The organism is Brevundimonas sp. GW821-FHT09G01 (genome assembly GCF_059416065.1).
Genome location: NZ_JBWKOL010000001.1, coordinates 103,455 through 120,622, shown reverse-complemented (window position 1 = coordinate 120,622; position 17,168 = coordinate 103,455). Strand labels below are relative to the sequence as shown.

The window sequence follows — 17,168 nt, the reverse complement described above, 5'->3', positions numbered from 1 at the left end:
ACCGACCCTAGAGGCTATGGGTAAAGACGATCTTCAGTCGGCGCGGCGCCGCCGTAATCTCTGAAGTCGGGCCCCTTCAGCGCCGTCGCCGCACCGTCCCGACCACCACCGCCAGCCCCGAAGCCACGACCAGCGCATCCTCGATCAACCCGCTCCTCGTCTGGCCGATCCGACGCATCGCCGTCTTGCGGCCCGCCAGAGTCAGATAGGCCAAAGGCACGGCCGTCAGCACGGCGACAATCGCCCCCGCCCGCTCCCGCCCCCTCGGCGCCAGGGCTGAGCCCGCGATGCCGGCGCTCATCACCCGGGCCAACAGGCCAAGGAAGACGGTGCGGTCCGGCGCCGACTTCATCTTGTCCCCGAACAATTCGCCCACGCCCATGGCCAAGGCGCCCGCCGTGAAAAGCGGATGGGTCAACAGCCGCAGCCGGCCCGGCGTCCTGCGGTGCGCCAGATGGGCCCCGGCGAGGGCGGCCATAGGCGTCATCGACCGGGCGCTGGCGACGGCGCCGATCAGGGCGGAAGGCAGGAGTTCGGTGGTTTTCATCCCGCCCCAACACCGTCCGGACGCTTACGGTTCACGGTCGCGCTTGCGCCATCGCGCCGGGCGCCTCAGTTTTCCGGCCATGACGATGTTCATTCGCACGACCGCGTTCGGCTTCCCGCTGGCCTGAGGGCCGCCGCCGAACCTCTGTTTCGCCCCTGGCCACGCCGGGGCGATGTCTGTTGCGAAAGATGATCATGACTCCTCCCGCCTCCCCGCGCGCCCTGACGCGTGCGCAGATCGATCAATTCATCACCGACGGCGTCGTCCGTATCGATGACGCCTTCCCCACCGATGTCGCCGAACAGGCGCGCGCCGTCCTGTGGCGCGACCTCGGCCTTGAGCCCGACAGACCCGACACCTGGACGCATCCGGTCATGCGCCTGGGCATGTACAGCCAGCCGCCCTTCATCGAGGCCGCCAACACGCCGGTGCTCCACGCCGCCTTCGATCAATTGGTCGGACCGGGCCGCTGGCGCCCCTGCCGGGCCATGGGGACCTTCCCGGTCCGTTTCCCGTCGCCGAAAGATCCTGGCGACGCGGGCTGGCACATCGACGTCAGCTTCGGGACCGATGACCCGAACTTCCTGAACTGGCGGGCGAACATCCGGTCCAGGGGCCGGGCGCTGCTGATGCTGTTCCTGTTCTCCGATGTCGGCGAAGCCGACGCCCCGACCCGCATCCGCCCCGGCTCGCACCGCCGGGTCGCCAGACTGCTCGCCCCTGCCGGGGAAGCGGGACTGACGCTGGGCGAACTGGCGGCCCGGGACTTCGGCGGCCCGGGCGACGGATCGGAGATGTCGGCCGCCGGCCCCGCCGGCACGGTTTACCTGTGCCACCCGTTTCTGGCGCACTCGGCCCAACCGCACCGCGGGACCGCTCCCCGCTTCATGGCCCAGCCGCCGCTGCTGCCGTCAGACTGGCCCGACGGAGGCGTCGATCCTCACGCGCCGGTCGGCCAGGCGATCGCCGACGCCTTGATGGACGGCTAGGGAGCTTCAGCCCTCGGCGCCGGCTTCTCCCTCGCCGGAGCGGCCGGCGCCGGGAATGGCGATGCAGCGCTGGCGCGTTCCGCCGCCGGGCGCGGCCTCGACGCGCGGGGCGATGGAGCTGACCGTGGTTCCGTCCGCCGCATAGGTGCCCAGGAACTGGCAGCCCGTCTGCAGGTCGGTCAGCACATAGATCCCCGGCTGGTCCGTCGCGGTCTTCGACAGGGTCGCGCCGATGGTGGCCCGCAGCGCCGCCGCCGGATCTTCAAGGATCTGCTGCGCCTGGGCCGAGCGGGTGTTGATCTCTTCCGCCGTCGCCTGGGCCTGGGCGGCCCGATCCTGAACCTCCTGCAGGGCGGAGGTGTCGATGTCACAGGCGGCGACGGCGAGGCCGAGGGCGGTGACGGCGAGGCTGGTCAGGATTTTCATGCCCCGATCATGCCCGACCGCCCGCGCCGGGTCTGCCGGACAGATGGTCTCAGCCAGACGCCGCCCGCAGGCGGGGACCACCGCCTTGACCCCGCCGCAGACGCGTGGCCTTTGCGCCGCCTGATGAAGACCGCTGATTTCGACTTCGACCTGCCCGATGACCACATCGCGCTGCGCCCCGCGGAGCCGCGCGATTCCGCGCGCCTGCTGGTGGTGCGCGGCGGCGGGCTGGAGGACCGGATCATCCGCGATCTGCCGGACTTCCTGCGCCCCGGCGACGCCCTGGTGTTCAACGACACCCGGGTGATCCCGGCGCGGCTGTCGGGCGTGCGCCAGCGTCCAAACCCCGTGACAGGGGGACCGGACGGCGAGACCCTGACCGTCGAGGTCGAGGCCACCCTGCACCATCGCGACGCGCCGGATGTCTGGTCGGCCTTCATGAAGCCCGGCAAGCGGATCAAGGCGGGCGACCGCATCCGCTTCGGCCAGGTCCACGACGGCGCCTGCGAACTGGGCCGCCTCGACGCCACCGTCGCCGACAAGGGCGAGGACGGGCTGGTGGTGCTGAAGTTCGACCTGTCAGGCCCGGCGCTGGACGACGCCATCCGCGATGTCGGGGTCATGCCCCTGCCGCCCTATATCGCCGCCAAGCGGGCGGAGGACGACCGCGACCGTTCAGACTATCAGACCGTCTTCGCCGAGCATGACGGCTCGGTCGCCGCGCCGACGGCGGGCCTGCACTTCACCCCCGCCCTGCTCGACGCGATCCGGGCGAAGGGCGTCTCGACCCACGCCGTGACCCTGCACGTCGGCGCCGGCACCTTCCTGCCGGTCAAGGCCGACGACACCGCCGATCACAAGATGCACAGCGAATGGGGCGAGGTCTCGGCCGGGACCGCCGAGGCCCTGAACGCCGTCCATGCCTCCGGCGGGCGCATCGTCTGCATCGGCACCACCTCCCTGCGCCTGCTGGAAAGCGCGACGGATCAGGACGGCGTCGTGAAGCCGTTCCACGGCGACACCGCCATCTTCATCACCCCCGGCTACCGCTTCCGCGCGGTGGACGTGCTGATGACCAATTTCCACCTGCCGAAGTCGACCCTGTTCATGCTGGTCAGCGCCTTCGCCGGGCTGGAGACCATGAAGGCCGCCTACGCCCACGCCATCAACACCGGCTACCGCTTCTATTCCTACGGCGACGGCAGTCTGCTGATCCGCGAGACCGCCTCATGACCACCCTCCCCCGTCCCCTGATTCAGAGTCTCGAGATGCTGGCCGCCACGGCCGAGGCGCTGGAGCTCCGCAACGACTGGATCGTCTTCGGCGGCGCGGCCATGGCCCTGTCCGGCCTGCCCGACTGGCCCGTCCCCGACATCGACGTGCTGGCCTCCGAAGAGACCGCCTACGACCTGATCGACGCCTTCGGCGGCCGCATCATCACCCCGGCGGGTCAGGACCGCTTCCGCTCCCGCCTGCTGGCCCGGATCGACGGCACGCCCGTGCCGATCGAGATCATGGTCGGACTGGAGGTCAGGACCGACGAGGGCTGGACCCCCGTCGCCTTCCGGACCCGCGTTGACCGCCCGGTCCTGGATCGCCACATCCCCACCGCCCGAACTTCCGAGCAGGCCCAGATGGCGCGCCGCTTCGGCCGCCCCAAGGACCTGCAGCGCGCCGAGGCGCTGGACAAGCTGACCGACTGATGACCTTCCCGTTTGAGATTTCCAAGACCGACGGCCGCGCCCGCACCGGCGTGCTGAAGACCCCGCGCGGCGACATCCGCACCCCCGCCTTCATGCCCGTCGGCACCGCCGCCACGGTCAAGGCGCTGACCGTCGATCAGGTCAGGCAGACCGGCGCGGACATCCTGCTGGGCAACACCTACCACCTGATGCTGCGCCCCGGCCCGGAGCGGATGGAGCGCCTCGGCGGGCTTCACAAATTCATGGGCTGGGACAAGCCGATCCTGACCGACAGCGGCGGGTTCCAGGTCATGTCCCTGTCGGGCATCTCCAAGCTGACCGAGGAGGCCGTGACCTTCTCCAGCCATATCGACGGGTCAAAGCACGTCCTGACGCCCGAGCGGTCCATCGAGATCCAGGCCGACCGCATCGGCTCGGACATCGTCATGCAGCTGGACGAATGCGTCGCCTGGCCCGCCGAGGAGAAGCGCGCCCGCGAGGGCATGGAGCTGTCCGCCCGCTGGGCCCAGCGTTCCAAGACCGCCTTCGGTACGCGGGATGCGCAGGCCCTGTTCGGCATCCAGCAGGGCTCGACCTTCCAGAACCTGCGCAAGGAGTCGTCCGAGCGGCTGCGCGAGATCGGCTTCGACGGCTACGCCATCGGCGGCCTGGCCGTCGGCGAGGGCCATAAGGCCATGTGCGAGGTGCTGGACTATGCGCCCGAGATGCTGCCCGCCGACCGCCCCCGCTATCTGATGGGCGTCGGCAAGCCGGTCGATCTGGTCGAGGCGGTGTGGCGCGGCGTCGACATGTTCGACTGCGTCCTGCCCACTCGCGCCGGCCGTCACGGCCAGGCCTGGACCTGGAACGGCCCGATCAACCTGAAGAACGCCCGCTTCGCCGAGGATCAGGACCCGCTGGACCCTGAGGTCCCCTGTCCAGCCTCGCAGAACTATTCCAAGGCCTATCTGCACCACCTGATCCGGGCGGACGAGATCCTCGGCAAGATCCTGCTCAGCTGGCACAACATCGCCTTCTTCCAGGCTCTGACCGCCGCCATGCGCGCCGCCATCGCCGAAGGCCGCTTCGACCAGTTCCGCAAGGACTTCCACGCCCGGCACACGTCGAACTAGCGGAGCGCCCGACATGAGGATCGAGAAGTCCGGCTTCCACGCCTACAACACCTATCTGGAAGAGCCGCCCCGCCCCGAGGGCAACGAGCGCGCGCTCCATCGGCACGTGATCATCATCGGCGGCGACAAATATTCGTTCTTCGCCCACTGGTCGGGCAAGTTCGCGCACAAGGGCGAACTCATCTCCTTCGACTGGGATTGGGACCGGACCGGCGAGTTCCGGAACATCGACAAGCCGTCGTTCGAGGCCTTCACCAAGGACGGCCGGGTCGAAATCCGGGGCGACCGCAGCGACAAGCCCCGACGCTGACACCTACCGCCGGCTGCCGCCCCGCGGCCGGAACCAGCTGGGCGCCGCGGGCGGGGCGCAGTTCCGCTGCATGCCGATCCCCTTCAGGAAGGCCCGGCGCATCCGCCCGGCCTGCACCGCCGACTGAACGTGCAGCCGATGCCGCTCGGCCCCGCTGAGGCGTCGGATCCACGCCCGCCCGGGAATGAAGTCGGTCGTCGCGTCGCGGATCGCATCCAGCGCGCCCTTGGACGCCGCATCCGCCGCCCGCTCGCTGAGATAGGGATTGTCCGGCGCCGGCGGCTCGTCCGTATCCGCCCCCAGCGCCTCGTTCAGCCGCGCGATCTCGGCCCCGATGGTGCTGCACTGATTGAGATTGCGCAGGTCATAGGGATTGGCCTCGGCCTGCAGCAGGACGGTCGGGATATACTCCCGGCGCAGGTTGAAATCGTCCAGCGGCGCGGTCGCCGCCGCCCCCAGCCCGGAGCCGAAATCGCGCATGGCCTGCCCGCCTCCGCAGGCTGCCAAAGCTGGGAAGAGAGCGAGGACGGGGAGAAGCAGGACGAGACGGCGCATGCGTCCTTCAATCACGCCCGGAGACCTGACGAAAGCACCGCGATGTCGGGAAAAGATGATGGTACGTCCTCTCGGGCTCGAACCGAGGACCCTCTGATTAAAAGTCAGATGCTCTAACCAACTGAGCTAAGGACGCACATCGTCTCCGGCCGCGTCTGCGAATCCGGAGGCGCGGCTTTTCCAACATAGCGGCCTCCGGGTCAAGCGTGCCTCGACAGGTTCGTCGCGGACCGGCTAGGCAAGGGCCATGACAACCCCTGCAAAACCGCTCGCCAGCGTGCGCATCCTCGAATTCGACGGCCTCGGACCCGTGACCTTCGCGGGCATGGTCCTGGCCGACATGGGGGCGGAAGTGCTGCGCCTGACCCGCAGCGCCTCGGCGGGCGCCGCGGTGTTCAGCGACGTCGGCGGCGAGGTGCTGCACCGGGGCCGGGCGGCGGTGGGCGTCAATCTCAAGGACCCGGCGGACCACGCCCGCGTCCTCGGCCTGATCGACGGCGCCGACGCCCTGATCGAGGGGTTCCGCCCCGGGGTGATGGAGCGGCTGGGCCTCGGACCCGACGCGGTGGCGGCGCGCAATCCCCGGCTGGTGTTCGGACGGGTGACCGGCTGGGGCCAGACCGGACCGATGGCGGACAGGGTCGGCCACGACATCAACTACATCGCGCTGTCGGGCGCCCTGCACCCGATGGGCGAGCCGGATCGCCCGCCACGCGCGCCGCTGAACCTGGTCGGCGACTACGGCGGCGGGGCAATGTTCCTCGTCGCCGGGGTGCTGGCGGCCCTGCTGAAGGCGAAGACGACCGGCAGGGGCCGGGTGGTCGACGCCGCCATGACCGACGGCTCGGCGCTGCTGACCGGCCTGTTCCACGCCTTCCGCCCGCGCGGCCTGTGGAGCGATGCGCGCGGGGCCAACCTGCTGGACGGCGGCGCACCCTTCTATCGCTGCTTCACCTGCAGGGACGGGAAGTTCGTGGCCGTCGGCGCGCTGGAGCCGCAATTCTACGCCGCCCTGATCGCCGGCCTGGGGCTGACGGCGGATGAGGCGCCGCAGTTCGACATGGCGAACTGGCCCGCCCTGCACGCCCGGTTCGAGGCCCTGTTCGCCACGCGCGACCGCGACGACTGGGCCGTGCATTTCGAGGGTACGGACGCCTGCGTCACCCCGGTGCTGACCCTGGGCGAGGCGCCCGCCCATCCGCACAACGCGGCGCGCGGAACCTTCGTCGATCAGGGCGTCGTCCAGCCCGCGCCCGCGCCCCGGTTCGACGGTCAGGCGACGCCGGAAGCCCAGCCTCCGGCCCTGTCGCTGGACGAGGCCCTGTCGCGCTGGGCCTAAGGCTCAGGCGACCTCGGACCGGGCCTCGGCCGAGACGATGCAGGCCGCCGCAAGGGTCCGGGCCAGGACGACGGGGTCGATCGGCTTGGTCAGGAAGGCGTGGACGCCCGCCGCTTCCCACGCCTGGCGATGCACATCCAGCGCATTGGCGGTCAGGGCGATGATCGGGGTCCCGGCGTTGGCGGCGCTGGTCAGGCGGATGCGCCGCGTGGCCTCCAGCCCGTCCATCACCGGCATCTGCATGTCCATCAGGATGGCGTCAAACCGTTCCACGGACGCGATCTCCAGCGCCTCGGCGCCGTTCTCGACCAGCGTCAGGCGACAGCCGTGCGGCTCCAGCAACAGCTTGAGGATGCGGCGGTTCACCTCGTGGTCGTCGGCGGCCAGGATCGAACGTCCCTCCAGCGAGCCCGTCTCCTCGGCCTCGATGAGCGCCGCCGCCGGCCGCGACGCGGAGACCTCGACCGGCAGATGCAGGGTGAAGGTCGAGCCCTGCCCCACCGTGCTCTGCACCGTCAGCTCGCCGCCCATGATCTCGGCCAGCCGGCGGCTGATCGACAGGCCCAGGCCGGTGCCGCCGTAGCGGCGGGTGGTGCCGGCGTCGGCCTGTTCAAAACTGTTGAACACATGCGCCAGCCGGTCCGAGGGAATGCCGCAACCGCTGTCGGCCACCGACACGATCAGTCGGCCGTTCATCCATTCGGCGGTGACGGTGATCTGGCCCTGATCGGTGAACTTCACCGCGTTCGAGATCAGGTTGAACAGGATCTGCTGGAAGCGCAGCGGATCGGTGCGCACGCAGTCCGGCACCGTGTCGGCGATCCGGACGATCAGGGCGACGCCCGCCGCGGCGGCGCGGGGCTCCCACAGGCGGGTCAGCGAGGCCAGACGCGCATGGACCTCCATGTCGTCGACCTCCAGCACCATCTTGCCCGCCTCGATCTTGGACACGTCGAGCACGTCGTTGAGCAGGCCCATCAGCACGTCGCCGGCGTCCGTCAACATTGACACATGCTCGGCCTGCCGCGCGTCCAGATCGGTCCGGCGCAGCAGGTTGGCGGCCGAGATCACCGCGTTCATGGGCGTGCGGATCTCGTGACTGATGACCGCGAGGAAGTCGGACTTGGCCGCGCTGGCCTCCTCGGCCCGGTGACGCGCCTCCTGCGCCTGATCGCGGGCCGCCTGCAGCAGGCCGGTGGTGGTCGAGCTCTGGCGGACCGCCACGACCAGATGGCTCATGTACAGGACACAGCCGAAGGCGATCAGCAGGGGCTGCCAGCTGCCGGTCAGGATGGCGGTCACCACCGGCAGGCCCATGAAGTAGACGCCGTGCGGAGCGACGGCGGACACCAGGATGGCGCGGGCGTGGTGCATGTGCAGGCTGACGTGCAGCAGGCCGCCGGCCACCTGCACCATGGCGAAGATCCGCCCGATCTCGCCGCCCGCGAACCACAGATAGGCGGCGATGGACGAATAGACGGCCACGCCGAACGCGGTGACCGCGCACGACAGGATCAGGTAGGCCCGGTCGGGCTCCCACTCCGGATGACGGCGGTAGCGGCTGAAGGTGAGCCAATCGACGCCCTGGCTGACCAGGACGGCGGCGAACCACACGATCGGCCATATCCCCGGCGCGACGAACCAGGCCGTGGTTCCGATCACGGCGGCCAGGGCGATACGGGTGGTGAGTTCCCTGTACCGCACTTGCGACACGAGGGCGTAGGCGGTGGCTTGCATTGGCCGGTCTCCCCAACCTTCAGGTTGCACCGAAATGTGAAATTATTGGTTGCCGGACATGATGACCGGCGCTCGCAAGGCGGCTACACGGCTCAAGCGTGGCTGGAGGCGCCGAAAGGTGTGCTTTGGCCCGAAACACTTTATGGAACAGGCGATACGGCCCGCGCGTTGGAAGGCCGAATCCCGGGGGAGACTTCGACCATGAAACGCCTTGCCGCCCTTCTGGCCCTGACCGGCGCCTTCGCCGTCGCCGCGTGCGACGACCCGCGCTCGTCCGAGGAGGATAGCCTGGCCGACAAGGCCGCTGAACAGCCGCTGGCTCCGGCCGCCGAGGACGTGGGCGTCCCGGCCGAGGCTGTCGCCCCGACCGCTCCGCCGCCCACGGACACCAACGCCATCCCGCCCGAGAAGCGGACGTCGGAAGAATCGGTCAAGCCGGAAAGCGAAACCCTCTTCTATTGAGGCGCGGTGAAGCCGCCTCCGCGCGGGCAGGACGACGACGGGAGTGCGCCGTCTGTTTATGGGCCGACCGGCCCTCAATGAAGGTTCGAGTTTGACGCCAAGGCCCGCCCTCTTCCTTGTCAGCCTGGCGGGCATGGCCTTCGCGTCCGCCGCCGCCGCGGATCCTCGCGCGCACATTCGCGGCGACATGGACGGAACCCTGCGAGAGCAGCTGGTCCGCGCCGTGGGCGAGGTCGATGGCCCGCCCGCCAACCGCTTCGAAGCCCGCCGACGCGCCCGCGGGGCCATGGAGGCGGCCCAGGCCCTGCTCCGCTCCGAGGGCTACTACCAGCCGACCCTGGAAGACGTCGTCGAGGGCGAAGAGACCCCGATCGCCATCGTCAGCGTCATCCCCGGCCCACGCTTCGTGCTGGCCGACCCCGCCGTCCATTGGGTCGCGCCTGAACCGCAGGCCGAGGCGGCGCAGGCCGCCGTGAACGATATCGGGCTGAAGGCGGGCGAGGCGGGCCGCGCCGTGGACGTCATCGCCGCCGAGGGCCGGATCGTCTCGGGCCTTGTCCGCAACGGCTACGCCGACGCGCGGCCCGAACCCCGCCGCGTGGTCGTCGACCATGCCGCCTTCACCGTCCAGCCCACCTACAACATCGCCGCGGGCCAGCTGGTGCGCCTGGACGGCGTCCGGCTGGAGACGCGCGGCCCGACCAATCCGGATTGGGTCGCGGGCCTCGCGCCCTGGTCCGAAGGCGACGTCTACGATCCCGAAGACGTGGCGGAACTGGAACGCCGCCTGCTCGAGACCGGGGTCTACGACGGCGTCGGCGTGGCCCTGGCCCCGGCGGACCAGACCAATGCGGCGGGCAACCGGCCCATCGTCGTCACCCTGACCGACCGTCCGCGCCGCATCCTCGAGGCGGGCGCCACCTTCTCGACCGCCGAAGGCTCCGGCGTCGATCTGCGCTGGACGTGGCACAACCGCTTCAAGCGCGCCGACACCCTGGTCTGGGAAGCCCGCGCCGCCAACGTCGACAGCCGGCTGGGCGTGGATCTCAGCCTGCCGCACTGGCGCAATCCGGGACTGACGCTGAAACTGTCGGCCGCGGTGGTGAACGAGGACACCGACGCCTACGAACGCACCGCCGCCACCTTCGCCGCCGACCTGCAGCAGCGCCTCGGCAAGACCTCCTGGGTCAGTTACGGCGTCGGCCTCGACATCGGCCACTACAACGAGAACCGCTTCGATCCGCTCACCGCGCTGCCGGTGAATTTCAACCGCGACCTCTACATCCTGACCGGGCGCGGCAGCTTCTATCTGGATCATTCCAACGATCCGCTTGATCCGACCACGGGCTGGCGCCTGACCGTCTCGGCCCAGCCGACCGCGGTGGGCGGCGAGGAGTCGGTGCTGTTCCTGCGCGCCGAGTCCCAGGCCACCGCCTACCTGCCTCTGCAGGACAACGCCAAGACGGTGCTGGCCGGGCGGGTCAGGCTGGGCTCGATCCTGGGCGGCGGCGAGCTGACGGTGCCGTCGGACCGCCTGTTCTATTCCGGCGGCGGCGGATCGGTGCGCGGCTATGAATACCAGGGCGTCGGCCCGCGCCTGCCCGACAACACCCCGCGCGGCGGGCTGAGCCTGTTCGAGACCTCGCTGGAAATCCGCCGCGACGTGTGGCGCAGCTTCCAGGCCGTGGCCTTCGTCGACGCCGGCGCCGTCGGCTTCCAGGAAACGCCCAACTTCAGCAACCTGCGCTACGGCGCGGGTCTGGGCGTGCGCTACAAGCTGCCGTTCGGCCCGATCCGCGCCGATATCGCCTTCCCGCTGTCGGCGCGTGAAGGCGACGCCAAATTCCAGATCTACGTCAGCATCGGGCAGGCGTTTTGACCGACGCCCCGCCGCCCGAACCGACCCCGGCCGAAGCGCCTGACACGCCCGCGAAGAAGGCCCGGCGCAAGCGCACGCGCCTTCAGGCCCTCGCCTTCTTCAGCGGCATGGCCCTGGCCGCCCTGGTCGCCCTGCTGGTCGTCGTGCTGGTCGGCGGGCGGATGTACCTGGTCAGCGGCCCGGGCCGCGAACTGGTCACCAGCTTCGTCGCGGGCAAGAAGATCGGGCGCTACGGCCGGATCAACGTCGAAGGGGTCAAGGGCGACATCTTCAACGACTTCACCATCGACCATGTCACCGTCACCGATGCGAAGGGCGTCTGGCTGGAAGCGCGCGCCGTCCGGGTCGACTGGGACTGGCTGCCGCTGATCACCCGCCGGTTCCACGCCACCAACATCGAGGCCGGCGTCGTCCGCCTGATCCGCCGCCCGCTGGTCGAGCCCTCGACCACGCCGCCGGGTCCGCAGGCGCTGGGCATCGACATCGACCGCTTCGCCGCCAACGTCGAACTGCTGGAAGGCTTCAGCAAGGAGTACGGCCGCTGGAACCTGTCCGGCGAGGCCAATGTGCCGCGCCAGGGCGCCAAGTCCGCCGTCGTCAACGCCAACAGCCTGAGCCGTCCGGGCGACCACCTGCGCCTCAACGCCGTCTTCGGCGGCGATCTGGCCGAGACCCGGCTGAACCTGCGGGCGGTCGAGGCGCGCGGCGGCCCGATCGCGGGCGCCCTGGGCTATTCACCGGACCAGCCCTTCCTCGCCAGCGCCATCGTCAACGGCCAGGTGGTCGACGCCGTCGTCCGCTCCGGAGACTTCGTCCCGCTGACCGTCAAGGGCCGCTATGGCAAGGACAACACCCGGATCAGCGGCTTCTTCGACTTCTCCGGCTCGGACCTGCTGGCCCCCTTCATCGCGCGCCTCGGCCGCACCGCGAAATTCGGCTTCGCCACCTCCCCCGACACCGACGGCGACGGCCAGCAGGGCGTCGCCTGGCGGCTGATCACCGAGAACCTCACCTCCGACGCCAGCGGCCAGATCAGCATCAAGGATCGCCGCAGCCGGGACGGCGTCCGGCTGGACATCGCCACGCCGTCGCTGAACCGCCTCATCGGCCACCCGTCCGCCGGCCCCGCCTCCTACGTCGGGGTCTTCAAGGGCGACGCCGCGAACTGGACCCTGGCCGGCGCGGTCGATCTGGTCGGGGTGCAGGCCTCCAGCTACCGGGCCGCCCGCTTGCGCGGCCCGCTGAACGTGCAGGTGAAGTCGGGCCGCATGGATCTGGACGGCGACATCCAGGCCGACGGCGGGTCGACGGCGGGCATCATCGGCGGCCTGCTGGGCCCCCGCCCGCGCATCGTCTTCGAGGCCGCGCGCCTGGCCGACGGCGCCATCCTGCTGGAGAAGATCAACGCCAGGGGACAGGCGCTGGAACTGACCGGCTCGGGCGGCCGCGACCTGACCGGCGGTCTCGGCTTCCGCGGCGAGGCCCGGATCACCGACGCCTCGAAGATCCACCGCGACGCCCGCGGCGCCTTCGGCGGCCCCATCAGCGCCGCCATGGCCCGGAACGGCGCCCCCTGGCGGCTGACCTTCGACGGCCGCGGACGCGGTCTGGCCACGGGACAGGCCGAACTGGACCGCCTGCTGGGCGGGACGCCCCGCCTGCAGCTGACCGGCGCCCTGAACGGCGGACGCATCGAGGTCGAGCGGGCCGCCCTGACCGGAGCGCAAGGCTCGGCGGGGGCGCGCGGCCTGATCGAGGGCGACGGCCGCCTGCGGCTGGCCCTGAACTGGAACGCGCGCGGCCCGTTCGGCGTCGGCCCGGTCGAGATCGATGGAGCCATGACCGGCGACGGCGCCCTGACCGGCACCCTGGCCCAGCCCCGCGCCGACCTGCGCGCGGCCTTCGGCCAGGTCAGCGCCGGGGCGCTGAAACTGACCGACGCCAACCTGATCCTCAGCTTCCGCAAGGGCGCCGACGCCTCGGACGGCCGCATCGCCGTGACCGCGGGCTCGAACTACGGCCCCGCGCGGGCCAGCGGCAACTTCTACCTCGGCGGGTCGCGCATCCGCCTGACCGACGTGGACCTCGACGCCGGCGGCGTGGCGGCCCAGGGCGCGATCGCCCTGTCCAACCGCATCCCGTCCAGCGCCGACCTGACCTTCACCGCCCGTCCCGGCGCCTTCCTGGCCTCCGGGGAGGCCAATGGCCGCGTTCGCCTGACCGAGGGAGACGGGGCCGAGACGGCCATCCTCGACGTCAGCGGCCGCAATGTGCGTCTGGCAGGTTCGCCCTATGTGATCCGCACCCTCGACCTGGACGGGCGCGGGACCCTGGACCGGCTGCCCTTCAACCTGAAGGCCGACGTGGGCGGGCCGACGCCGCTGTCGTTCAACGGCACGGGCGTTTACGCCCGCGAGGGCAAGGCCCAGTCCGTGGTGCTGGAAGGCGCGGGCTCGGTGCGCGAGATCGATTTCACCACCCGTTCTCCCGCCGTGGTCGCCCTGTCCGGCGACGGCCGCGTCGCCCGGATCGACCTGTCGGTCGGCGGCGGCGTCCTGAGCGGCGAACTGCGCCAGGATTCCCGTGCGGCCATCATCGAGGCCAATCTGACCAGCGTCGAGCTGGGCTCCATCGCCCCGGACGTGCGCGGCCGGGTCACGGGCCGCCTGTCCCTGCGCGGCGCCGGCGATGACCTGTCCGGCTCGGCCAACATCAGCCTGGAGAACCTGCGCAGCATCGACGCGCCGCGCGGCCTGTCGGTGGACGGCACGCTCAGCGCCATGCTGGTCGACAACACCCTTCGCCTGGAAGCCCGCGCCACCGACGAGAACGCGGTGGAAGCCAGCGCCGACCTGACCCTGCCGGTGGAAGCCTCCGCGGCCCCGCTGCGGCTCGCCATCGCCCGCACCCGGCCGATGGAGGGCAAGATCAACATGCGCGGTCAGATCCAGCCGATCTGGGACCTGTTCCTCGGCGGCGATCGCTCTTTGTCGGGCCAGGTGACCGCCAACGCCACCCTGGGCGGCACCCTGAACGAACCGCGCATCAACGGCCGTCTCGACCTGCAGCAGGGGGCGTTCCGCGACAACGCCGTCGGCCTGCGGCTGGAAGGCGTCACCCTGAGCAGCCGGTTCGACGACACCACCGCCCTGATCGAGACCTTCACCGCCAACGACGGCTCGGGCGGCACGGTCAACGGCGACGGCCGCATCGGCCTGCGCCAGGGCTCGGGCTCCAGCTTCGAACTGGCCCTGACCCGCTTCCGCATCATCGACAACGACATCGCCGAGGCCCGGGCCTCCGGCCCTCTGACCGTGGTCCGGGGCGAGGACGGCAACATCCAGCTGGCTGGTCAGATCGACATCGACGACGCCCGGATCGAGGCCAACCCGCCGGGCTCCAACGGCATCGTCCGCATGGATGTGGTCGAGATCAACCGCCCCGGCGGCGACGTCCCCGAAGAGGCCCAGAACCGCCCGCGCGGCCCGCAGATCGGCATGGACATCGCCATCCGTTCGCCCGGCGGCGACGTGCATGTGGTCGGGCGCGGCCTGAATGTGGAGATGGGCGTCAATGCGCGCGTCACCGGCACCATCGGCCGCCCGATCCTGAGCGGCACCGCGCGGGTCATCCGCGGCGACTATGATTTCGCCGGCAAGCGGTTCGTCTTCGACGACACCGGCTCGGTCACCCTGTCGACCCGGCCCGACCAGATCCGGCTGAACCTGTCGGCCACGCGCGAGGATCCGGCCCTGACGGCCACCATCCGCGTGACCGGCACCGCGGTGCGGCCCGAGATCGCCCTGACCTCGACCCCGGCCCTGCCCCAGGATGAGATCCTGTCCCAGGTGCTGTTCGGACGGTCCGCGTCCCAGCTGTCGCCCTTCGAGGCGGCCCAGCTGGCGGCGGGCGTGGCCGCTCTGGCGGGCGGCGGCGGCTTCGATGTGATCGGGAACCTGCGCCAGCTGGCCGGACTGGACCGCCTGTCCTTCGGGGGCGAGGCGTCCAGCATCACCGTGGCGGGCGGACGCTACATCACCGACAATGTCTATCTGGAGATCATCGGCGGCGGCGAGGATGGGGCCGAGGTCAACGTCGAGTGGCAGGTGCGCCGCAATCTGACGGTCAGCTCCAAATTCGGCGGACAGGGCGACGCCAGCCTGTCCATCCGTTGGCGCCGGCAAAGCCGGCAGCCGGGCGGCGGATCCGAAGACCGCCGCCCGAACCGGTAGGCTTAGTAGGTTTCGGCGGCGCGCGTCCGGATCTTGTCCAGGGCGCTGGCGCCGCGGATGCCGGCGATGTGGGTCACGGCGGCAATCAGCATCAGGACCAGGATCGCGATGGTCAGCCACAGCGGCTGGGCCGCGCCGAACGCCGGCACGACCAGGGCCAGCAGGGACCCGCCCAGAGCCCAGATCACCAGCACCAGGAACAGGATCGGCAGCACGATGTTCGGCTTGCGCCACTGAACGAAGGCCAGGATCAGCTGCAGGACGATGAAGCCGCCCGCGATCATGATGCCGAACTGCGACTGCTGCGCGATCTGGGCCGGATCGGCCGTCTGTCCGGTCAGGTCATGAACCATGCGCGCCGCCGCTTCCTGCGCGGCCGGCGTTGAGGAGTACCAGCCGCCGATCGCCGTGTTGACCGCGCCCACCACCATGCCGACGGCGCTGACCTTGGCGGCGCCCAGCGCGGCTTCCTCGGTCGCCAACGGCGCGGTCGGGTTCATTGCCTTGAAGATATCAGTCATCCGTTTCCTCCTCTGGATGGAGCTTGACCCTAACGCGCCGCCGGAGGGAGTCGATAGCCGTCCCCGCCTTCACCTTTCTTCCGAGGGCGTCTAGGGTCCCGGCGCATGCGGATTCTGCCTTCTGATCAGACCGTGCTCGACCATGTCGCGGCGCGCGAAGCCGTCATCATCGGACGCGCCGTGACGTGGGCGAACGTCAACTCCGGCAGCCGCAACGCCGAGGGGCTGAACGCTGTCCTGACGCTGCTGGAGGCCGAGGCGCGCCGTCTGCCCGCCGCCGTCGAGCGCATCCCCACCCAGGGCTCCACCACCGTCGCCGACGACGGCTCGGTGCGGGCCGAGGCCCACGCCGACGCCCTGAAGATCACCTGCCGCCCGGACGCGCCCCTGCAGGTCGTGCTGACCGGCCACTACGACACCGTCTTCCCGGCCGAGAGCGGCTTCCAGACCGTCGTGACCCGCGCTGACGGAGCCCTGAACGGGCCGGGCGTCGCCGACATGAAGGGCGGCATCTCGGTGCTTCTGGCCGCGCTGGAAGCCTTCGAGACCCATCCGGACCGCGAGCGCGTGGGCTGGACCGTCCTGCTGAGCCCGGACGAGGAGATCGGCTCTCCCGCCTCCGCTCCCCTGCTGGCCGAGCTCGGCGCGCGCGGCCATGTCGGCATGACCTATGAGCCCGCCCTCTCCGACGGCACGTTGGCGGGCGAACGCAAGGGCAGCGGCAACTACCACCTGATCGTCACCGGCAAGGCCGCCCACGCGGGCCGGGCCTTCGACGAGGGCGCCAACGCCGTCGCCGGCGCCGCCATGATCGCCGCCCGCCTGCACGGCCTGAACGGTCAGCGCGAGGGCGTCACCGTCAATGTCGCCAAGATCAGCGGCGGCGGGGCTCTGAACGTCGTCGCCGACAACGCCGTGGTCCGCTTCAACGTCCGCGTCCCCGACGCCCAGGCCTCGGCCTGGATCTCCGAGACCGTGCGCCAGATCGCGGCTGAGCCCCCCTTCCCCGGCCTGACGCTGGACCTGCACGGCGGCATGACCCGCGCGCCCAAACCCATGGACGTCTCCCAGACCGCGCTTTTCAACGCCGTGCGTGATGCCGGCGCCCTTCTGGGCCAGACCATCGCCTGGAAGCCGTCGGGCGGCGTCTGCGAAGGCAACAACCTGCACGCCGCCGGCCTGCCCAATATCGACACCCTCGGCGTGCTGGGCGGCGACATCCATTCGGATCAGGAGTTCGCCTGGCCCGCCAGCTTCGTCGAACGCGCCCAGCTCAGCGCCCTGATCCTGTGCAAGATCGCGTCGGGCGAGATCGACGCCCTGAAACTGAAGTCCCTGCGTCTGGAGACGATGTAA

15 protein-coding genes and 1 tRNA gene are annotated in these 17,168 nt (G+C 70.5%); 10 read left to right on the top strand and 6 right to left on the bottom strand.

Features of this window, described 5'->3' with window-relative positions; genetic code table 11:
- Positions 1–76: 76 nt before the first annotated feature.
- Positions 77–547 (bottom strand): hypothetical protein, encoded by a 471-nt coding sequence (locus tag AC07NB_RS00630; protein ID WP_494571715.1) that lies wholly within the window; start codon positions 545–547, stop codon positions 77–79.
- 194 nt (positions 548–741) lie between these two features.
- Between AC07NB_RS00630 and AC07NB_RS00625 the strand changes: the two genes are divergently transcribed.
- Positions 742–1,536: a phytanoyl-CoA dioxygenase family protein gene (locus AC07NB_RS00625; protein ID WP_494571714.1), complete on the top strand. Its 795-nt coding sequence runs from the start codon at positions 742–744 to the stop codon at positions 1,534–1,536.
- Between the two features lie 6 nt (positions 1,537–1,542).
- Here AC07NB_RS00625 and AC07NB_RS00620 read toward each other — a convergent pair whose 3' ends face one another.
- Complete coding sequence (locus AC07NB_RS00620; RefSeq protein WP_494571713.1) at positions 1,543–1,962, bottom strand: hypothetical protein; 420 nt, start codon at positions 1,960–1,962, stop codon at positions 1,543–1,545.
- A 123-nt stretch (positions 1,963–2,085) separates the two neighbouring features.
- Between AC07NB_RS00620 and queA the strand changes: the two genes are divergently transcribed.
- Genes queA through AC07NB_RS00600 form a run of 4 tightly spaced genes read left to right on the top strand, consistent with a single transcriptional unit; the run spans position 2,086 to position 5,087 of the window.
- Positions 2,086–3,195 carry a tRNA preQ1(34) S-adenosylmethionine ribosyltransferase-isomerase QueA gene (gene queA / locus AC07NB_RS00615; protein ID WP_494571712.1) on the top strand — a complete coding sequence of 370 codons (1,110 nt, stop codon included), beginning with the start codon at positions 2,086–2,088 and terminating at the stop codon, positions 3,193–3,195.
- Entirely contained in the window at positions 3,192–3,665 is a 474-nt protein-coding gene (locus AC07NB_RS00610) for a nucleotidyltransferase family protein (protein WP_494571711.1), read from the top strand. Before queA ends, AC07NB_RS00610 begins: the two co-directional genes overlap by 4 nt.
- Positions 3,662–4,777 (top strand): tRNA guanosine(34) transglycosylase Tgt, encoded by a 1,116-nt coding sequence (gene tgt, locus AC07NB_RS00605; RefSeq protein ID WP_494571782.1) that lies wholly within the window; start codon positions 3,662–3,664, stop codon positions 4,775–4,777. Before AC07NB_RS00610 ends, tgt begins: the two co-directional genes overlap by 4 nt.
- A 13-nt stretch (positions 4,778–4,790) precedes the next feature.
- Positions 4,791–5,087, top strand: a complete 297-nt coding sequence (locus AC07NB_RS00600; protein WP_291832290.1) for a hypothetical protein — start codon at positions 4,791–4,793, stop codon at positions 5,085–5,087.
- A gap of 3 nt (positions 5,088–5,090) precedes the next feature.
- Here AC07NB_RS00600 and AC07NB_RS00595 read toward each other — a convergent pair whose 3' ends face one another.
- Together AC07NB_RS00595 and AC07NB_RS00590 are read right to left on the bottom strand one after the other, a co-directional pair.
- A complete protein-coding gene (locus AC07NB_RS00595; RefSeq protein ID WP_494572549.1) occupies positions 5,091–5,567 on the bottom strand; it encodes a hypothetical protein in 477 nt (158 codons plus the stop codon).
- Positions 5,568–5,701: 134 nt separating this feature from the next.
- Positions 5,702–5,778, bottom strand: a tRNA-Lys gene (locus AC07NB_RS00590).
- Positions 5,779–5,889: 111 nt separating this feature from the next.
- Between AC07NB_RS00590 and AC07NB_RS00585 the strand changes: the two genes are divergently transcribed.
- Positions 5,890–6,981, top strand: coding sequence for a CaiB/BaiF CoA transferase family protein (locus AC07NB_RS00585; RefSeq protein ID WP_494571710.1), 1,092 nt, complete (start codon positions 5,890–5,892; stop codon positions 6,979–6,981).
- Between the two features lie 3 nt (positions 6,982–6,984).
- On the opposite strand, the gene AC07NB_RS00580 is transcribed toward AC07NB_RS00585, so the two are convergent.
- Positions 6,985–8,718 (bottom strand): ATP-binding protein, encoded by a 1,734-nt coding sequence (locus AC07NB_RS00580; protein WP_494571709.1) that lies wholly within the window; start codon positions 8,716–8,718, stop codon positions 6,985–6,987.
- 201 nt (positions 8,719–8,919) lie between these two features.
- Here AC07NB_RS00580 and AC07NB_RS00575 point away from each other — a divergent pair, with 201 nt between their 5' ends.
- From AC07NB_RS00575 to AC07NB_RS00565, 3 genes are all read left to right on the top strand, one after another.
- Positions 8,920–9,180: a hypothetical protein gene (locus AC07NB_RS00575; protein ID WP_291832286.1), complete on the top strand. Its 261-nt coding sequence runs from the start codon at positions 8,920–8,922 to the stop codon at positions 9,178–9,180.
- Positions 9,181–9,271: 91 nt separating this feature from the next.
- Positions 9,272–11,059, top strand: coding sequence for an autotransporter assembly complex protein TamA (locus AC07NB_RS00570; protein ID WP_492313510.1), 1,788 nt, complete (start codon positions 9,272–9,274; stop codon positions 11,057–11,059).
- Positions 11,056–15,291, top strand: coding sequence for a translocation/assembly module TamB domain-containing protein (locus AC07NB_RS00565; protein WP_494571708.1), 4,236 nt, complete (start codon positions 11,056–11,058; stop codon positions 15,289–15,291). Before AC07NB_RS00570 ends, AC07NB_RS00565 begins: the two co-directional genes overlap by 4 nt.
- A 2-nt stretch (positions 15,292–15,293) precedes the next feature.
- Here the strand turns inward: AC07NB_RS00565 and AC07NB_RS00560 are convergent, their stop codons facing one another.
- Entirely contained in the window at positions 15,294–15,812 is a 519-nt protein-coding gene (locus tag AC07NB_RS00560) for a hypothetical protein (protein WP_291832283.1), read from the bottom strand.
- Between the two features lie 105 nt (positions 15,813–15,917).
- Here AC07NB_RS00560 and AC07NB_RS00555 point away from each other — a divergent pair, with 105 nt between their 5' ends.
- Positions 15,918–17,168 (top strand): hydrolase, encoded by a 1,251-nt coding sequence (locus AC07NB_RS00555; protein WP_494571707.1) that lies wholly within the window; start codon positions 15,918–15,920, stop codon positions 17,166–17,168.